This is a genomic window from Anabaena azotica SJ-1 (genome assembly GCF_047275885.1).
Classification (GTDB): Bacteria; Cyanobacteriota; Cyanobacteriia; order Cyanobacteriales; family Nostocaceae; genus Trichormus_B; species Trichormus_B azotica_A.
Genome location: NZ_CP178454.1, coordinates 69,195 through 86,931, shown reverse-complemented (window position 1 = coordinate 86,931; position 17,737 = coordinate 69,195). Strand labels below are relative to the sequence as shown.

Sequence of the window (17,737 nt, the reverse complement as noted above, 5' to 3'; positions counted from 1 at the left end):
GCTTACCTTGCGCTTATTTTGCATTATTTTTTTCTGTATTGGGAATATATTTTAAAAGCATTTGTTCCAATTGCTTGACACTAGCACGAGGAGAAGGACGGGGTATAGGTTGTAAAGTCTCTGTTTCGTCCTCTGTTAGAAACAGTACCGGGATTTCATATTGATACGCTGCAAACCAATCATCACGGCTGGTAATATCCCGTATTTCTAAGTCGAAATTGAGGTTTTGGATTTGTTCTAGCTTTTCTTGTAAGCCTTCACAGAGATGGCAACCAGGTTTACTGTAGAGGATAATTTTTATTTTTGTACTCATATAAATTCGTTTCTGTGAAGAAAAATTATTTTTTGACAAGTCACATTATAGTCATATTGACGATTTTATACTAAATGTATAAAATATTCAACGAGTATATATATACAGGGGCATATACAGTATATGAATTCGCTAAATATAGACACTAATCAGGATAGTCCAACTAATCTTTTTGGGTTGAGTAGTTCTCCAAATCCTTTAAGTAATAATCCCCCAAGCGTTTTAACAGATTTGCAGGGATTGACTTCCCAACAACTTTTGCAATTAGCCGGTCAGAAACTAATAGAGGCATACGAAAATAATCTGGAAGCAACGTCTTCAATAGCTTATGCTGCTGGGAGTATTTTCAATCATAATTTCGTTATTAATGCTCAAATCGCCTTTGGAAAAGACTTTGATATTAACAAAGCACAAACTTGGGGTACTGAGGTATTAGGTGAAAATTATGGTGTTTTACCTCATGTACGATTTCTGTTTGATAGTAAAATGAATGGTGCTAATGCTGCTTATGGAGAAAGTACCAATACAATCTACATCAATAGGTCTTTTCTCAAGAAAAATATAGATAATTCAACTGCAATAGGTACGGCTCTGGTTGAAGAGATTGGACACTTTTTAGATGCTTATGCCAGTCCTGTAGATTCTCCTGGTGATGAAGGTGAGATATTAGCAGGACTGGTATCAGGCAAAATTTACAGCCCCACAGAACTGAGGCTATTGAAAGCGGAGGATGATTCTGATGTTTTCAAAATTGGTAGACAATATGTAGATGTTGAACTTTCTATAAACGCTGCACCCACATCATTACAATTCAACCTTAATAAAACCAATTTAAAAACAACCGAGACACTGAGCATTAATGGTGGTTGGGTATATGACACTAATGGTGCAACTGACCTTTCTTTTGTTGATTTCTGGATCGAGAAAAGTGATGGCACTTTCGTAGATGTAGCTGATGCCACCAGTTTCACACCTTGGAGTTCAAATAACCTATGGGGTGGTTTCAACTACAGCCTATCCTTGGGTGCGTTAAACCTCACTTCTGGTAATTATTCCCTCTGGGCAAAAGCTTACGATAAAGCTGGTGCTTCAACTGATTGGCTAGAAAAAGCTTTTAGTATCAACACTGCACCCACATCATTACAATTCAACCTTAATAGCAGTAGCGTCACAACAACAGGTACACTAAGCATTAATGGTGGTTGGGTATATGACACTAATGGTGCAACTGATCTTTCTCGTGTTGATTTCTGGCTCAAGAAAAGTGATGGCACTTTCGTAGATGTAGCTAATGTCACCAGTTTCACACCTTGGAGTTCAAATAACCTATGGGGTAGTTTCAACTACAGCCTATCCTTGGGTGCGTTAAATCTCACTGCTGGTAATTATTCCCTCTGGGCAAAAGCTTACGATAAAGCTGGTGCTTCTACTGATTGGCTAGAAAAAGCTTTTAGTATCACACAAAATAACATTAGCTTTAGTTCTTTTAACGTTTTTGACGCTGCGGGTGATAGCACTAATAACATAGTGTTCCAAGGTGGAGCAATTCGGTTGAATTATGGTTTGTCCAATGGGACATCTTTATCAAATGTTCGTCTAGAAGCTGTGAAGAGTGGCAGCATTTTTAATCTGGGAACTTGGAGCGGGGCTAGTTTATCTAATGCCTTAATTAACCTGAATAATTTCTCCAGCTTAACTGGAGGTGATTATCTATTCCGTGCAGTTGCTCGTTCTACCAGTGGTCAAGACTTTTTCTCTAGTTCTCAATCAATCAAAATTTTGTCTTGGAGTCAAGCTGGTAATACCACTTATGGAACTTTTGCAGCCAACACACTTAATTACTCTGGGGCTTTAGGTACAGGAACTGTTGTAGTAGGACGTGGTGGCACAGATACCTTGAATCTCTCTAGCATTGCCCGCGCTAACGTCACAAACATCAACGGTGTGAGTCTTGGGTCTTTTAATTCTTTATCTTCAACTAATCAAGCCATTTTTAGAGGTACAGCTTTTGACTATCTCACTTTAGCTGATGGTCGAGAAATTTACTTCCAAGGAATTGAAAATCTCCGCTTTAGTGACAACTCAACCTTAGAATTGCAAGTTCGTACTAATGATACTTATTACAAAGATCAGTGGAATTTGCGTGTATCGGATGTTGATAGCGCATGGCGTTTTACTAGAGGTTCTACTGGTGTGTTACTAGTTTCTCTAGATACAGGAATTTTAACAGCACCAGGTGCAACAGGTGGTATAACTGACATTTCTACTGGTCGTTTAATAACTGATGCCACAGATGATGATAACTTTAACGACTATGGTCATGGACATTCTGCTACAAGTGTCATGGCTTCTATCGCCAATAATAGTTCTGGTATTGCTGGTATCAACTGGAATAGCAGTGTCTACATGACAGATGTCTATAATGGTGTAAATCTACAGCAAGGAATTAAGGATGCAATTAGTTACGCACGAGCTAGAAATCTGCGCGTCGTCTTCCAAGGGGGAGTACAGGGAGAAGGTTGGTTGACTAGTGGTGGTACACAAGCACAACTAGAGCAACTCATCAAAGATAATTCTGATATAGCTATATTTGCTGTTGCCGCAGGTAATGGCGGTCCTGGGGGTAATATCAACGATCCAAATTACCTAACAAGTGTTAGTGGTGTAGCCAAACTACAAACTACCCACAGTAACGTTATGTCCGTAGGAGCATTACAGCGTACCAGTTCAGCAACTGTAAATGGTTTGAGTAATGCAGCTGGTGTCAATATAGCTAGCTACTCCAACCGCGGCTCAAATTTAACACTCATGGCTGCTACTGATTCTCCAGCAATGAATAAGTTTGGTAATATGAGTTATTTTGGGGGAACATCTTGTGCAAATCCCAATATGGCTGGTATCACCTCACTGGTTTGGAGTGTCAACTCTAATTTGAATGGTGGACAATTACGCCAGATTTTGATAGATACAGCGACGGATTTAGGAACTGCTGGTAAAGACAACACATTTGGTAATGGTGTGGTGAATGCAGATGCTGCTGTACGTCGAGCATTGGCACTAAGTAGGAACAATCAACTTGCCAGCCTTTATTCTGGGCGATCGCAGTTTGCATAAAATTATAGACTTAGGATCAAAGGGTTCATATTTTGAACCCTTGTTTCTCATCTTCAGGAACAAGAGCCTCACTTATTCATCTCTACTATTGAAGGAGAATTGCAAATCTCAAAGATTTTCAAGAGTGAAAAATTATGTTTTTGCATTGGCAAAAGAAGTATCTAACTTTTTTATTAGCAAGTTTCATACCTCTACTTCCTACCAAATCTGAAGGTCAAATTATGAAACCTTGTACTCCTAGTATTGAACCAGCAATTACTGTTACTGTTTTTAATGCACGAACAAAAGCACCAATAGAAGCAAATATTGTTGTTCAGGACGGTAAGTTTCAAGAGGTACTTGCAGTATATGGTGCAACAGCATCAGGACAAACTATATACGGAGGAGCTTTTGAGCGGCCTGGTATTTATACATTAAGAGTTTCACAACCAGGTTATAGAACTACTAGAATCGCCAGAATTAATGTCAGCAAAGATGAGTGTCATGTTTTGACACGCCACGTCAATATTAAGTTAGTTCCTGTTAAAAAACATCGCCCAAGGAATTAAGCTTAAACCTGGAATTTGCAAATTGAGGCAAGCAGGGGAGAGGAATTAACGGTTTTTAACCCCAATTTAAAATTACAAACTCCAACCTAAAGCAGATGCGACTTGACCAGCTAATTCGAGAGGATTAAAAGGTTTAGCGATCGCACTCTTCATTCCTAATTGGGCATAGCGACGACGGTCAGCAGCTTGGATTTTGGCAGTTAATAAAATCACCGGAATCTCTTTTGTAGCTGGGTTTGCTTGTAATTGTTCAAAAACAGCAAGTCCATCCATATCTGGCATCATCACGTCCAATAGAATAGCATCTGGTTGGTGTTTTTCAGCCTGTATTATCCCCTCTTTTCCAGAACTAGCAGTTAGAACTTCCCAAGCTGCAACAGTTTCCAAGCAAATCTTGGTTACTTCTTGAATATATTGTTCATTATCAACTACTAAAATCCGCTTTTTTTCCATAACTCTATCTTCTTATTTTTAAGTTTAAATTTTTAAGTTTTGGGGTAAGTAGTCAGCTATCAGCTTTTCAGGATAAAGCCAAAAATACCTATTTGATAAATGACCCATTTTTCAAACATTCTGACTCCTAACTCCTAAATTATTACGTTTTAATTGCTAAGTTTTATGAGTTATGGTTTTCAATAAAAACATCACTCTTTGTTCAAACTCATGAGTAGTTACTCGTCCTTTAGTCAAAAATTCTGTATGTCCTAATTTAAGTCTCTGCCGTTCCGAAGCGTCCAAATCCTTAGCGGAATAAACAACCACGGGAATACTACAAAGCTGATTGTGTTGTTTCAGCCAATCTACTACTGTAAAACCGTCACTTTCAGGCAAAATTAAATCCAGAATTAGTAAATCAGGATTAACTTTTTGACTGATATGAATAGCTTCTCTACCAGTTCTAGCAATAAAGGTTTCAATATCATGCCTCTCAAACAAAGTTGCTAACAAATCAGCTAAATCACTATCATCCTCAACAATTAAAATTTTGATTTTTCCATAAGGTTCAGTAATGACTTTACTTAAAGAATGTAATAGGGATATCTCCTCAACTGGCTTACTTAACCAATCTACAAAATCAGCGTTGGGTTGATGGCTGTGACTAGGTTGGTAAACACTACAAATCACAATGGGGATATTTTGTGTATCTTCTCGTTCCTTTAAAATTGCCATTGTTTCCCAACCATTCATTTCTGGCATCAGCAAATCCAGGACAATGACATCTGGTTGTTCAGCAATTGCTTGTGCGATCGCATCTTCACCTGTTCCTACAGGTATCACTCTATATCCACCTTTTTGTAATAATTTTTGTAACTCCAAACGAATGAATTCATCATCATCACAAACCAGAACTAAAGGACAATACTGTGGAGAAATCAATGGTCTTTCCACAGCACAGCTTTCCAATTCATCATCATAGCTAGGTTCTAAAATTGGCAGCGTAAAATAAAAATTACTACCCTTACCCAAGGTACTCTCTACCCAGATATTACCACTATGCTGCTGGATAATACTCTTGCAAATTGCCAAGCCTAACCCAGTGCCATCATGATTGCGAGAATCGGAAGAATCAACTTGTTGAAATCGCTCGAAAATACTATTCAATTTATCATCTGGTATCCCCCTGCCATTATCCCTCACCGTTAACAGCACTTGGTCATTTTGTTTTTCTCCTATTAGTGAAATTGTAGAACCAGAAGTAGAAAATTTAATCGCATTACTTAACAAATTGGTTATAGTTTGCACAATCCGGTCTGGATCAGCCCATAATTGCACAGATACACTAGAAATAGATAAAGTCACCCCAGCCTTATCTGCTAAAGGCTGCATAACATTCACGGCTGAAGCAATCAAATCCTGCAAATTACAGGTTTCTCGCTCCATTTTTACCTTACCCGACTCAATTCTTTCAATATCGAGAATATCATTAATTAACCTCACCAATCGCTCAGTGCTATCAGTAGCAATTTGCAGCAAGCGTTTACCTTGTTCTGAATCTGTCGGTAACAAACCACTTGCTAACATCCCTAAAGAACCATGAATTGAAGTTAAAGGAGTACGCAGTTCATGACTAACCACAGATACAAATTCATCTTTCATTCTTTCCACTTGCTTGCGGTCAGTTATATCACGTAAAATTACAGTATAAACACATTCATTCCCCATATCTAATTTAGAAATAGAAGCCTCAGCGGGAAATTCAGTTCCATCTTTATGCTGACCAAATATTTCTCTTCTTTCCCCCATTCTGCGAGCCGGACTAGGAGACTGACCAAAATCACTGATATGATGACGATGTTGTTCACTAAAACGCATCGGTAACAACAAATCCAAATTTTGTCCGAGAACTTCATCAGCAGAGTAACCAAAAATCTTTTCTGCACCTTGGTTAAATAAAGTAATCCGTTGATTACCATCAATAGAAATAATCGCATCATCAGCAATACTTAAAATTCCTTCAAATCGAGTTTGAGAAATTCTTAAAGCTTCCTGTGTGCGTCGCCGTTCATCTAGTTGTGACTGCAACTGATGATTAACAGTAATTAACTCGGCTGTACGTTCTGCAACTCTTAATTCTAGTTCTTCATTAGCTTGGTGCAAAGCTAACTCTGTTTGCTTGCGTTGGGTAATATCACGAGCAACAATTTGTGATGCTGGTTTACCTTGATAAGTAACAGCAGCAGCCACAATTTCTAAATCAATCAAACTGCAATCTAGCCGTAAAAACTGTTCTTCATGTAAAGGAATTGACTGTTTATTTGTTCTGAGGTTTTGCAATTGTTCTGCAACTCCGGTATATGAATTGGGAGCGACAAAATCAAGTAATGGTTTGCCTAATAATTCTACTGGTTTTTTAGCACCAAACAAATTCACTGCCGCACTGTTAACAAAAACTATATTTCCTTCAGTTTCCATCAAAATTGCTTCTGGAAAAAGTTCTACTAACTGTTGATAATTTTCCTGATTTTGTAGTGCTGTTTCTACTTGATTAATAACACTTACACTAGTTTGGTCATCAATCAAGATTAAGTCTGCGGGTTTGACTTCTAATAAAATCCCATCAGCATCTGTTAATTGTTGCGAACCAATGGTGTTTTTCTCAGCTACCACAACTAATGGTAATTTATTTGTAGTTGCAGATGAAGTAATATGTTCTTGATTCTTAGCTTCAATTTCTTGACGCAATAACTTCACCCAATTTTGCAGGTTTGTTGTTTCTGTTGGGTTTAAAGTCTTACCAGATTTCAATAACTTTTCAATTTTTCTAGCTAACTCAGAACCATGATCCAAACCAAAAGTACCTAAAGATCCAGCTAAGGTATGTGCTTCTCTAGTTGCTTGTAAACGCAATTCAGGATTTAAACCCTGTGCAGCTTGCTCCAATATACTTATTTGCTCATCTATCCGACCACGAAATCGCTGCCAAATATCTGCAATGGCTGTCAAAGTTTGTTGGGATTTTTGCTCGTCTACTCCCCTTGCGGTTTTACTTCCCCCAGTCCCTGTTTCCTCTACCCCATCATCTTCCTGGGGTTTGAGACGATAACCAATCCCATACACAGTTTCTATTAAATCACTGTTAGCTCCGACGGCTCTGAGCTTCATTCGCAAACCTTTAATATGGGTGCGAACGGCTTCTTCTCCTGGTGTGTCTTCATAGGACCAAAGATGCTCTAAAATCATCCCACAGCTAAATACCCGGCGATTATTTCTTAAAAATAGTTCTAATAGTGCGTACTCTTTTGGTGTGAGCGAGAGTAAATTTTGATTATAAGTGACTTCACAGCTACTGGGGTCTAATCGTAAATTTCCCCACTCTAATATAGGTTGTGAAGCTGCACCACCACGTCGTAATAATGCCCTTACACGCGCTACTAGTTCTTCCGGTTCAAATGGTTTAACTACGTAATCATCAGCACCTGCGTCTAAACCTATTGCTTTTTCGTGGCTGGTATCACATCCTGTTAATAATAAAATTGGTACAGGTTTACCACTGGAACGAATTTGCCTACATAAACTAATACCGTCAAGTTTGGGCAACATGACATCTAATAAAATTAAATCATAATCGTAAGTTGCGACTAAATCCCAAGCTGCATTACCATCAGTCGCTACTTCCACAGCATAATTTTGGTCTGTCAAAACAGAGGTGAGCGCATAAGCATTTAACTCGTCGTCCTCGACAATTAAAATTTTCATTTTAAAAGCTTCCCTGAATATAGTAGTTTTAAAAGTTGGATACAAGGTAATACTTGCTGGTTAATACCAACTAAATGTGAAGTTGCATAGACTTCAAAGGTGGAAACCCTTGTGAATTAAAAATCGTTTTGTGCAGCTTCATAAAAAAATGGTATAAGGGGAAAGGGCTGATGGAGAAAGGTAAAGAAAAAAACTTTAAGTTCTGACCTCAAAACCTTTTTCAACACCCGATTAGAAATTTTGCGTACTTAGCTAAGTAGTATTAGGATACAAGGCAAAATAATTCCATAATAAAATAAGCCATTATATATTTGTAACAATTTATATAAATTTTTAAATATACCTTAAGTATTAAATTTAGGATAAAAATTACATTTTCATAATCTGTTACAAACAATATCACCAATTAGCAATTATCAATTACCGGGTAAACACTGGATTATAATGGAATTTTCGCACAAACCCCAGTATAACTATTCGTGCCTTGTTTAGCTGCTTTCGGGTTTTCTAACCACATCAGCGATCCCGAATCAAATCAGATTTAGAACTTATGCAAGTGTTACACTCAAAATCTCTGATAGGGTGCGTCATACCTATAAATTGTTTAGTATCAACAAATTTTTAATATCGAAGCACCCTACTAATATGCCAGTTGCGTAAGTTCTGAAATTCCTAGATATCCTCACAAGTTCCTCAAATTCTTGATTTATAAGGATATTGTAGGTAGAACGCAATGGGAGTAATACTCAATCCAGAATATCTATAAGAACCTGACTCCTCGTGTATAAATATTGAATTGGTAAGCCTAAATAGAGGTGTTCCATGTTTAACAAAATTCTCGTAGCATTAGATCGCTCAGACATGAATCAGCAGGTTTTTGAGCAAGCTTTATCTTTAGCAAAGTTAACATCTGCTAACTTAATGTTACTTCACGTTTTATCACCAGAGGAAGATACTATTCCTGATGTAATGATTTTGCCTAATACGGATTACTATCCAGGTTGGGGTGATGAAAGTATGAAATTGTACTTAAAAAAAATGGAAATTCATAAAAATGAAGGTTTGCAAATGTTACAAAAACTCTGCGCTCAAGCCAACAATGCTAATATTAATACCGAGTTTATGCAAAAAGTTGGCAATCCTGGCAGTGTGATTTGTAATTTAGCCAAGGAATGGAATACCGATTTAATTATTATGGGACGACGTGGACTATCTGGTATAACAGAATTATTGATTGGTAGTGTGAGTAATTATGTGCTGCATCATGCACCTTGTTCTGTGCATATTATTCATCTACCCATAACAGTAAAAAGTGATCATTAATGTCAGGATTCCACACAGAAACTAACGCCAGAGTGTAGTCTATAAAGGGTTATAAATAATGAAAACTTCTGTTAAACCTCTGACAACTCATCCAAGTGGCGATAAGCGTTTGAAGCTGTTGGATGCAACTATTAAGCGTCATCAATATCAACAAGATGCACTAATTGAGATTCTCCATCGGGCTTCGGAACTATTTGGTTATTTAGAATTAGATTTATTGTTGTATATTGCCCATCAATTAAAATTACCACCTAGTCGGGTATATGGAGTTGCAACTTTCTATCATTTGTTTTCTCTTGCACCTAAAGGTAAACATAACTGTGTAGTGTGTACAGGTACGGCTTGTTATGTAAAAGGGGCGCAAGCAATTTTGAGTAGGTTAGAAAGTGCTACCAAAATTAGTGCGGGAGAAACTACTGCTGATGGGGAAATTTCTTTGATGACGGCTAGGTGTTTAGGGGCTTGTGGTATTGCACCGGCGGTAGTTTTTGATGGTGCAGTTTTAGGTAATCAAACTCCGGAATCAGTTTGCGAAAAAGTGGGAGAATGGCAGGAAAATGGAACTAAATGAATTATTAGAAATCGCTAGAACTGAACGTTCTCAAACTAAACCTATACAAATTCGTTGTTGTACTGCGGCTGGTTGTCTGTCTTCTAATTCGCAAGCGGTGAAAGATAATTTAGATGCTTCTGTGAAGGCTGCGGGTTTGGAGGAACGGGTACAGGTTGCTGGTGTGGGTTGTATGCGTCTGTGTTGCCAGGGTCCTTTGGTACAGGTGGATAGTCAGGAAAATCCCACGGAGGCAAAGTTGTATGAAAAAGTTAATCCAGAGGATGCGGTAAAAATTATTTCTGAAGTCAATGGGGAAGTAACAGATTTACAAAAAGGTGATTTGCATCAGCCATTTTTTACTGGTCAATTACCTATTGTTCTGGAGAATAGTGGGAAAATTGACCCGGAGAGGATTCAATCTTATATTGCTGCTGATGGTTATCAAGCACTGTACCAAGTGTTGCGAGAAATGAAACCCCCGGAAGTGGTAGAAAGCATTACTAAAAGCGGGTTACGGGGACGGGGTGGTGCTGGTTATCCCACGGGTTTAAAATGGGGAACGGTGGCTAAATCCAAGGGTGAGAAAAAGTTTGTCATCTGTAATGCGGATGAAGGTGATCCTGGGGCTTTTATGGATCGCAGTGTGTTAGAAAGTGATCCCCATCGGGTTTTGGAAGGAATGGCGATCGCCGCCTATGCGATCGGTGCAAGTCAAGGTTACATTTATGTTAGGGCAGAATATCCCGTTGCTATCAAACGCCTAGAAATCGCTATCCGTCAAGCACAACGTCTAGGACTCCTGGGTACAAACATCTTTGAATCACCCTTCGATTTTAAAGTCGAAATCCGCATCGGTGCCGGTGCTTATGTCTGCGGTGAAGAAACGGCTTTAATGGCTTCTATTGAAGGTAAACGCGGTGTCCCTCATCCCCGGCCACCTTACCCGGCTGAGTCTGGTTTATGGGGCTATCCAACGTTAATTAACAACGTGGAAACCTTTGCTAATATTTCGCCAATTATTCGTAAAGGCGCGGCTTGGTTTGCTAGTATCGGTACGGAAAAAAGCAAGGGAACTAAGGTTTTCGCACTAGCTGGCAAAATCCGCAACACTGGTTTAATTGAAGTACCAATGGGAACAACTTTACAAGAAATTGTCACGGAAATGGGAGGCGGTGTTCCTGACGGTGGTATTGCTAAAGCAGTACAAACAGGCGGACCCTCTGGGGGATGTATACCTGCGTCGGCTTTTGCTACACCTGTAGATTATGAATCCTTGACTGCGTTAGGTTCAATGATGGGTTCTGGCGGGATGATTGTCATGGATCAAACCACAAACATGGTAGATGTGGCGCGGTTCTTTATGGAATTTTGCATGGATGAATCCTGCGGTAAATGTATTCCCTGTCGAGTAGGAACGGTGCAGTTACACGATTTATTAACCAAGATTAGTAAGGGAGAAGCCTCCACAGCTGATTTAGAACTGTTAGAAGAACTCTGCGATATGGTGAAACACACTAGTTTATGTGGTTTAGGTCAATCAGCACCAAATCCTGTGTTTAGCACTTTGCGATATTTTCGAGATGAGTATTTAGCTTTGATTAGGTGACAGGGAACAGGTGACAGGTGACAGTAGTAAGAGTTTTTTTCCAATCACCAATTACCCATTACCAATTACCCATTACCAAATTATTATGACTGTAAAAACTTTGACGATCAATGGCGAATTAGTTAGCGCCCGTGAGGATGAAACTCTGTTAGAAGCAGCAAAAGAAGCGGGTATACATATTCCTACATTATGTCATTTAGATGGTGTGGGAGATGTGGGGGCTTGTCGTTTATGTTTGGTAGAAATTGCCGGAAGTAATAAATTGCAACCTGCTTGTGTGACAAAGGTTGCTGAAGGAATGGAGGTGAATACTCATAGCGATCGCTTGCAAAAATACCGTCGCACAATTATTGAAATGTTGTTTGCAGAAGGCAATCATATCTGTTCTGTTTGTGTTGCTAATGGTAACTGTGAACTACAAGATTTAGCAATAGAAATGGGTATGGATCATGTGAGATTAGAATATCAATTTCCTCAGCGGACTGTTGATACTTCTCATGACCGTTTTGGCATAGATCACAATCGTTGTGTACTTTGTACTCGCTGCGTTCGCGTTTGTGATGAAATCGAAGGCGCACATACTTGGGATATGGCAGGAAGAGGTTCAAAATCTCACGTAATTACCGATTTAAATCAACCTTGGGGAACTTCTCAAACTTGTACTTCTTGTGGGAAATGTGTTAACGCTTGTCCCACAGGTGCAATCTTCTACCAAGGTTCAAGCGTCGGTGAAATGAAACATGATCGCGGCAAAATTGACTTCTTAGTAAATGCCAGGGAGAAAAAACAATGGAATTTTTAACTGTTAATTCTTGGATTGATTATTGGCTAATTTTAGGAGGTAAATTTGATGTTACTTCTCATTGGAAAAATATGGCGCTTTTTATCAATAGGGATATTGATAATATTGACAACATTTATATTCCTGGGTTTAGGAAGTTTCACCTCCAAGAGTGCCATTGCTGTTGTCACACAAATAGAAGAAACATCAGGAGAAGTTCTTTATCGCTCACAAGTAAAATTAGATGATCAATCAGGAAAAGTTTGGCAAGTTGTTTTATTTAAACAAGTTTACCCTAATCAAACATCTAACATCAATCTCCGCTTAGTTGGTTTTCCAGGTTCTGCGGAATTAATTCACCCCCAACCATTAAGAATTACTTCCACTACAGGCAAAGTTTGGAATGCGGCTGATATCTTTTTAGATGAAGCACCAGCCCCCACAATTGGACAATATAATTTCACAGAAATATTATCCCAATTACCCCTAGAAACTTTAACTTTATCCATACCTTTACCTGGTACAAAATTCATTAATATCTCAGTTCCTGATCATGTTGTAAAAGAATGGCAATCAATATTAAGCATTCAGTAGTCAGCTATAGCAGGGAACAGGGAACAGGGTTGAAAGTCTTTTAGTGTATAGATTTTTGACGTTAATTGTGTATCTCATTCAAGTGCATACTGCTATAACATCTGTCAGCAAACACCAAAACTAATAAACAAAAGCTGATTACTGATTAATGATTACTATTAAGAGGAAAAAATGACAAAACTTAAATTAGCAACGGTATGGTTAGGTGGCTGTTCTGGCTGTCATATGTCTTTCCTAGATTTAGACGAATGGTTAATAGATTTAGCCGCCCAAGTTGATGTAGTGTACAGTCCTATTGCTGATATTAAAGAATATCCAGAAGGTGTAGATATAGTTTTAGTGGAAGGTGCGATCGCTAATGAAGAACATTTAGAATTAATTCACATTATTAGACAACGCACCAAAACAATTATTGCCTTTGGAGATTGTGCCGTAACTGGTAACGTCACTGCCATGCGTAACCCCACAGGAAATGCAGATGTCAGTCTCCAATTAGCTTACATTGAAGGTGCAGATGTGAACCAACAAATTCCCCATGCACCGGGTATAGTTCCACCCTTACTTGATAAAGTCATACCCGTTCATTATGTAGTACCAGTTGATATTTACTTACCTGGTTGTCCTCCTTCTGCCCCACGCATTCGCGCCGCACTAGAACCGTTATTAAAAGGAGAAATACCCCAAATGGAAGGACGAGAAATGATTAAATTTGGGTAATTGGTAATTGGTAATTGGAATTATTCCCTATTATCTCTTAACTGTCACCTGTCACCTGTCACCTGTCACCTATTCCCTTCTTAACTGTCACCTGAAATATTTAGAGGTAAATTATGTTAACAGCAGCAGATGTAATGACAAAAGATGTCGCCACAATTCGCAGTTCTGCAACCGTATCGGAAGCAGTAAAACTGATGAAAGCCAGAGATTGGCGTGCTTTAGTTGTAGATCGTCGTCATCCACAAGATGCCTATGGAATTATTACTGAAAGTGATGTTGTTTATAAAGTCATAGCTTATGGAAAAGATCCAAATAAAGTCCGTGTTTATGAAATCATGACTAAACCTTGTATTGTGGTCAATCCCGAACTTGGTTTAGAATATGTAGCGCGATTATTTGCTGATCATCATTTGCGTCGTGCGCCTGTAATTAGTGGTGATTTATTAGGAATTATTTCCCTCACTGATATTTTAGCTAGAAGTAGTTCTTTAGAAACACCCCGGACAATTCTATTAGAACAGGAATTACAAGATGAAATTAAAAAAGCCCGGTTGATTTGTGCAGAAAAAGGAATTAATTCCTCCGAATGTGCAGCGGCTTGGGATGTAGTCGAAGAAATCCAAGCCGAAATTGCTCACCAACGGGCTATGAAACCTCTGAAAACAGCTTTTGAAGATTACTGTGATGAATATCCAGAAGCCGCAGAAGCAAGGGTTTATGATTTGTAGTTTTAGGTGACAGGTGACAGAAGAAGCAGGGGGGACGGGGGCAGGGTGCAGGGGAGAAGATTTATCCCCCTTGCTCCCCGCTCCCCGCTCCTTTTCCTCTTTTCTGTTCCCTAGTCCCCAGTCCCCAGTCCCTAGTCCCCAGTCCCCAGTATTTATATGAAAAAAATTGTTATTGATCCCGTTACCCGCATTGAAGGACACGCGAAAATAAGCATCTATTTGGATGATGATGGTCAAGTTAATGATGCGCGTTTTCATGTGACAGAATTTCGTGGCTTTGAAAAATTCTGTGTAGGTCGTCCTTTCCCGGAAATGCCAGGAATTACAGCCAGAATTTGCGGTATTTGTCCAGTCAGTCATTTATTAGCATCTGCAAAAACAGGCGATCGCATTTTGGCTGTCACTATCCCCAAAACTGCCACCAAATTACGCCGTTTAATGAATTTGGGGCAAATTGTTCAATCTCATGCTTTAAGTTTCTTCCATCTTAGCGCCCCAGATTTTTTGTTAGGAATGGATAGCGAACCCGCTAACCGCAACGTTTTTGGGTTAATAGCCGCAGATCCAGAATTAGCGAGGGGTGGAATTCGTCTCCGTCAATTTGGACAAGAAATCATCGAATTATTAGGTGGTAAAAAAATCCATCCTTCTTGGGCTGTTCCTGGTGGAGTCAGCGATCCTTTAACGTCAGAGAACCGCACCCACATTCAAGAACGCATACCTGAAGCGAAAGCTACCGTAATTAGTGCGATCGCTTTATTTAAAACCCTGTTAAAAACCTACGAAAGAGAAGCAAAAACCTTTGGTAATTTCCCCAGTTTATTTATGGGGTTAGTAAGTCCTGAAGGTTTATGGGAAACCTACGACGGACACATTCGTTTTGTTGACAGTGCAGGTAACATAGTTGCTGATAAACTCGACGCTGCTAACTATCATGAATTTATCGGCGAAGCAGTGCAACCAGACTCTTACTTAAAATCACCTTACTATCGTCCTTTAGGTTATCCCGATACTGAAGATCATTGTCGTTTAGATAGTGGAATGTATCGCGTTGGACCATTAGCTAGATTAAATATTTGTAGCAGTATTGGTACAACTTTAGCTGACAAGGAATTAAAAGAATTTCGCAGTTATGGAAAAGGCACTGTTCAATCGTCTTTCTTTTATCACTATGCGCGTTTAATTGAAATTTTAGCCTGTATTGAACACATTGAAATTTTACTTGATGATCCAGATATTTTATCAACTCGTCTGCGTGCAGAAGCTGGAATTAATCAATTAGAAGCAGTTGGTGTTAGTGAAGCACCTAGAGGAACTTTATTCCATCATTATCAAGTTGATGAAAATGGCTTGATGCAAAAAGTAAATTTGATTATTGCTACAGGACAAAATAACTTAGCCATGAATCGCACAGTTGCCCAAATTGCCCGTCATTTTATTCAAGGTACAGAAATAAAAGAAGGAATGTTAAACCGTGTGGAAGCAGGAATTCGAGCTTTTGACCCTTGTTTAAGTTGTTCCACTCATGCCATGGGACAAATGCCTTTATTAATAGAATTAGTCGCCAAAAATGGAACTGTTGTTAATCAAATTTACCGGAATTAGAAATAAAGTAAGAATTCAGGAGTCAGAATGCTGATGACATGAAGAATAGAGAACAGTGAGATTTTATCAAAATCATCAAATTTGACTAAAAAAGCCTTTATTCTCCTGACTTGGAGTATTCACGTAAGTTGCTAGTTACAAATATTCAGGTTTATTTCTCGATTAGATCCCCCCTCACAGCCCTTAGAAAGGGGGGAAATTAATCAAAGTCCCCCTTTTTAAGGGGGATTTAGGGGGATCTAGAAGGCTTATAGTTATAACTAGCAACTTGGGTTATTCTCTATCCTGAATACTTACACACTTAGATAACAAAAGAGTTTTACTCCTGACTCCTGCTGTATCAAGGACGAAATTCTTGACTCATTTTTACACCTGCTTTGATCAGGTCAAAATCCGGAGGAAAATGGGTGTTATGGTCACAATCTGCTTTTTCTAAATGGGTTCCCTGTAAATTAGCTTCACGCAAATTAGCAGAAAACAACATTGCTCCTCGCAAATCGGCATTTTTTAAATTAGCTTGACTTAAATCAGCAAAACTCAAATCACAGCCCCGCAGATTAGTACCGATGAGATTAGCTTCGCTCAAATCAGCATAGCTGAAGTCAGCGCCTTTTAAATCAACACCTTGCAGATTAGCATTACCTAATTCTGCTTTTCCAAAGTCTCGTTTTCCCGCCCCATACTCCTCTAGAATCTTAGCAGCGGTGTTAATGGGCTGTTGAAAATTCGTTTCAGGCATAGAACAGCCTCACCTATTTATCTAAATTTTTTAACTGGGTTTATTGCACCAGGCACATTGATCATATAACCAATATTACCGACGATGAACAAATTTTTAACATAAATTTGTCCAAGGACAGCAAAAAAGCCAAGTTTCTGTATTTCTTCACAAGTTTCTCAAATTTCTGCGTTAATTTTAAATATGAAGAGGAAAGGGAACAGGCAACAGGCAACAGGCAACAGGCAACAGAAAGTGTTCATGAATCATTTAGGATTGCTACGTGCTAAATGTTTGTACTTGTTCATACGTGGTCAGACTGATAGTTTCAATGCCTAAGTCGCTGGGTATGAATTAAATTATCAACTGCTTATAGCTGACAAATACCATGATCTTCAATTAAAATAGCAAGCTGAAAATCAATAATTTTTTACTTCTCTCAGGGTGATAAAATATAATGTCTAAAACTGCAATGGTCATTGGTTATGGGAATGAACTACTTGGTGATGATGCTATTGGCAACCGGATAGCAAATGCTATTGAATCTTGGCATTTATTAACTGTGAAATCTCTTGCTGTTCACCAATTGACACCGGAATTGGCTGAAAATTTATCAAAAACTGATTTAGCAATTTTTGTAGATGCTTGTATTAATTCTGAACCTTTAGATATACAAGTACAATCATTATTACCAGATACTAGTAATGCTGTCAATGGACATATCGGTGATCCGCGATCGCTTCTGGCTCTTACCGAATCTCTCTATGGTCATTGTCCCCCAGCTTGGTTAGTCACTGTACCTGGATTTAACTTTGAAATCAGCGATCGCATCTCACCATCAGCAGAAAAAGGCATGGCGATCGCACTCATTAAAATTATTCAACTTCTTCCTAAATGTGACAAATTATGGATGCAATGTGAATAAACAACAGATGACAGT

The 17,737-nt window shown here is 38.7% G+C and carries 15 protein-coding genes; 11 read left to right on the top strand and 4 right to left on the bottom strand.

The window, feature by feature from the left end; translation table 11 throughout:
- Positions 1–13: 13 nt before the first annotated feature.
- Entirely contained in the window at positions 14–301 is a 288-nt protein-coding gene (locus ACLLO5_RS00395; protein WP_413176204.1) for a glutaredoxin family protein, read from the bottom strand.
- A 135-nt stretch (positions 302–436) separates the two neighbouring features.
- On the opposite strand from ACLLO5_RS00395, the gene ACLLO5_RS00390 reads away from it, so the two are divergent.
- Complete coding sequence (locus ACLLO5_RS00390) at positions 437–3,427, top strand: S8 family serine peptidase (protein WP_413173523.1); 2,991 nt, start codon at positions 437–439, stop codon at positions 3,425–3,427.
- 221 nt (positions 3,428–3,648) lie between these two features.
- A complete protein-coding gene (locus tag ACLLO5_RS00385; protein WP_413173522.1) occupies positions 3,649–3,975 on the top strand; it encodes a carboxypeptidase-like regulatory domain-containing protein in 327 nt (108 codons plus the stop codon).
- Between the two features lie 72 nt (positions 3,976–4,047).
- Here ACLLO5_RS00385 and ACLLO5_RS00380 read toward each other — a convergent pair whose 3' ends face one another.
- Together ACLLO5_RS00380 and ACLLO5_RS00375 are read right to left on the bottom strand one after the other, a co-directional pair.
- Positions 4,048–4,428, bottom strand: coding sequence for a response regulator (locus ACLLO5_RS00380; RefSeq protein ID WP_413173521.1), 381 nt, complete (start codon positions 4,426–4,428; stop codon positions 4,048–4,050).
- 156 nt (positions 4,429–4,584) lie between these two features.
- The gene (locus ACLLO5_RS00375; RefSeq protein ID WP_413173520.1) at positions 4,585–8,172 is read right to left on the bottom strand and encodes a response regulator; all 3,588 of its coding nucleotides are present in this window, start codon (positions 8,170–8,172) and stop codon (positions 4,585–4,587) included.
- Between the two features lie 822 nt (positions 8,173–8,994).
- On the opposite strand from ACLLO5_RS00375, the gene ACLLO5_RS00370 reads away from it, so the two are divergent.
- The 8 genes from ACLLO5_RS00370 to ACLLO5_RS00335 all read left to right on the top strand — a co-directional run bounded on the left by ACLLO5_RS00370 (position 8,995) and on the right by ACLLO5_RS00335 (position 16,079).
- A complete protein-coding gene (locus ACLLO5_RS00370) occupies positions 8,995–9,495 on the top strand; it encodes a universal stress protein (RefSeq protein WP_413173519.1) in 501 nt (166 codons plus the stop codon).
- A gap of 58 nt (positions 9,496–9,553) precedes the next feature.
- Positions 9,554–10,066, top strand: a complete 513-nt coding sequence (gene hoxE / locus ACLLO5_RS00365) for a bidirectional hydrogenase complex protein HoxE (RefSeq protein ID WP_413173518.1) — start codon at positions 9,554–9,556, stop codon at positions 10,064–10,066.
- The gene (locus ACLLO5_RS00360; RefSeq protein ID WP_413173517.1) at positions 10,053–11,654 is read left to right on the top strand and encodes an NADH-ubiquinone oxidoreductase-F iron-sulfur binding region domain-containing protein; all 1,602 of its coding nucleotides are present in this window, start codon (positions 10,053–10,055) and stop codon (positions 11,652–11,654) included. Before hoxE ends, ACLLO5_RS00360 begins: the two co-directional genes overlap by 14 nt.
- Before the next feature lie 85 nt (positions 11,655–11,739).
- Positions 11,740–12,456, top strand: coding sequence for a bidirectional hydrogenase complex protein HoxU (gene hoxU / locus ACLLO5_RS00355; RefSeq protein WP_413173516.1), 717 nt, complete (start codon positions 11,740–11,742; stop codon positions 12,454–12,456).
- A gap of 105 nt (positions 12,457–12,561) precedes the next feature.
- Positions 12,562–13,029: a DUF3122 domain-containing protein gene (locus tag ACLLO5_RS00350; protein ID WP_413173515.1), complete on the top strand. Its 468-nt coding sequence runs from the start codon at positions 12,562–12,564 to the stop codon at positions 13,027–13,029.
- A gap of 171 nt (positions 13,030–13,200) precedes the next feature.
- Positions 13,201–13,746, top strand: coding sequence for an oxidoreductase (locus ACLLO5_RS00345; protein ID WP_413173514.1), 546 nt, complete (start codon positions 13,201–13,203; stop codon positions 13,744–13,746).
- 113 nt (positions 13,747–13,859) lie between these two features.
- Complete coding sequence (locus ACLLO5_RS00340) at positions 13,860–14,474, top strand: CP12 domain-containing protein (protein WP_413173513.1); 615 nt, start codon at positions 13,860–13,862, stop codon at positions 14,472–14,474.
- A gap of 156 nt (positions 14,475–14,630) precedes the next feature.
- Positions 14,631–16,079 carry a Ni/Fe hydrogenase subunit alpha gene (locus tag ACLLO5_RS00335; RefSeq protein WP_413173512.1) on the top strand — a complete coding sequence of 483 codons (1,449 nt, stop codon included), beginning with the start codon at positions 14,631–14,633 and terminating at the stop codon, positions 16,077–16,079.
- A gap of 340 nt (positions 16,080–16,419) precedes the next feature.
- On the opposite strand, the gene ACLLO5_RS00330 is transcribed toward ACLLO5_RS00335, so the two are convergent.
- The gene (locus ACLLO5_RS00330; protein ID WP_413173511.1) at positions 16,420–16,818 is read right to left on the bottom strand and encodes a pentapeptide repeat-containing protein; all 399 of its coding nucleotides are present in this window, start codon (positions 16,816–16,818) and stop codon (positions 16,420–16,422) included.
- Between the two features lie 436 nt (positions 16,819–17,254).
- Here ACLLO5_RS00330 and ACLLO5_RS00325 point away from each other — a divergent pair, with 436 nt between their 5' ends.
- Positions 17,255–17,722, top strand: a complete 468-nt coding sequence (locus ACLLO5_RS00325; RefSeq protein WP_413173510.1) for a hydrogenase maturation protease — start codon at positions 17,255–17,257, stop codon at positions 17,720–17,722.
- Positions 17,723–17,737 lie beyond the last annotated feature (15 nt).

Coding starts and splice junctions, on each gene's coding strand:
- ACLLO5_RS00390 (WP_413173523.1), top strand. CDS start 437: ATGAATTCGCTAAATATAGACACTAATCAGGATAGTCCAACTAATCTT.
- ACLLO5_RS00385 (WP_413173522.1), top strand. CDS start 3,649: ATGAAACCTTGTACTCCTAGTATTGAACCAGCAATTACTGTTACTGTT.
- ACLLO5_RS00380 (WP_413173521.1), bottom strand. CDS start 4,428: ATGGAAAAAAAGCGGATTTTAGTAGTTGATAATGAACAATATATTCAA.
- ACLLO5_RS00375 (WP_413173520.1), bottom strand. CDS start 8,172: ATGAAAATTTTAATTGTCGAGGACGACGAGTTAAATGCTTATGCGCTC.
- ACLLO5_RS00370 (WP_413173519.1), top strand. CDS start 8,995: ATGTTTAACAAAATTCTCGTAGCATTAGATCGCTCAGACATGAATCAG.
- hoxE (WP_413173518.1), top strand. CDS start 9,554: ATGAAAACTTCTGTTAAACCTCTGACAACTCATCCAAGTGGCGATAAG.
- ACLLO5_RS00360 (WP_413173517.1), top strand. CDS start 10,053: ATGGAACTAAATGAATTATTAGAAATCGCTAGAACTGAACGTTCTCAA.
- hoxU (WP_413173516.1), top strand. CDS start 11,740: ATGACTGTAAAAACTTTGACGATCAATGGCGAATTAGTTAGCGCCCGT.
- ACLLO5_RS00345 (WP_413173514.1), top strand. CDS start 13,201: ATGACAAAACTTAAATTAGCAACGGTATGGTTAGGTGGCTGTTCTGGC.
- ACLLO5_RS00340 (WP_413173513.1), top strand. CDS start 13,860: ATGTTAACAGCAGCAGATGTAATGACAAAAGATGTCGCCACAATTCGC.
- ACLLO5_RS00335 (WP_413173512.1), top strand. CDS start 14,631: ATGAAAAAAATTGTTATTGATCCCGTTACCCGCATTGAAGGACACGCG.
- ACLLO5_RS00330 (WP_413173511.1), bottom strand. CDS start 16,818: ATGCCTGAAACGAATTTTCAACAGCCCATTAACACCGCTGCTAAGATT.
- ACLLO5_RS00325 (WP_413173510.1), top strand. CDS start 17,255: ATGTCTAAAACTGCAATGGTCATTGGTTATGGGAATGAACTACTTGGT.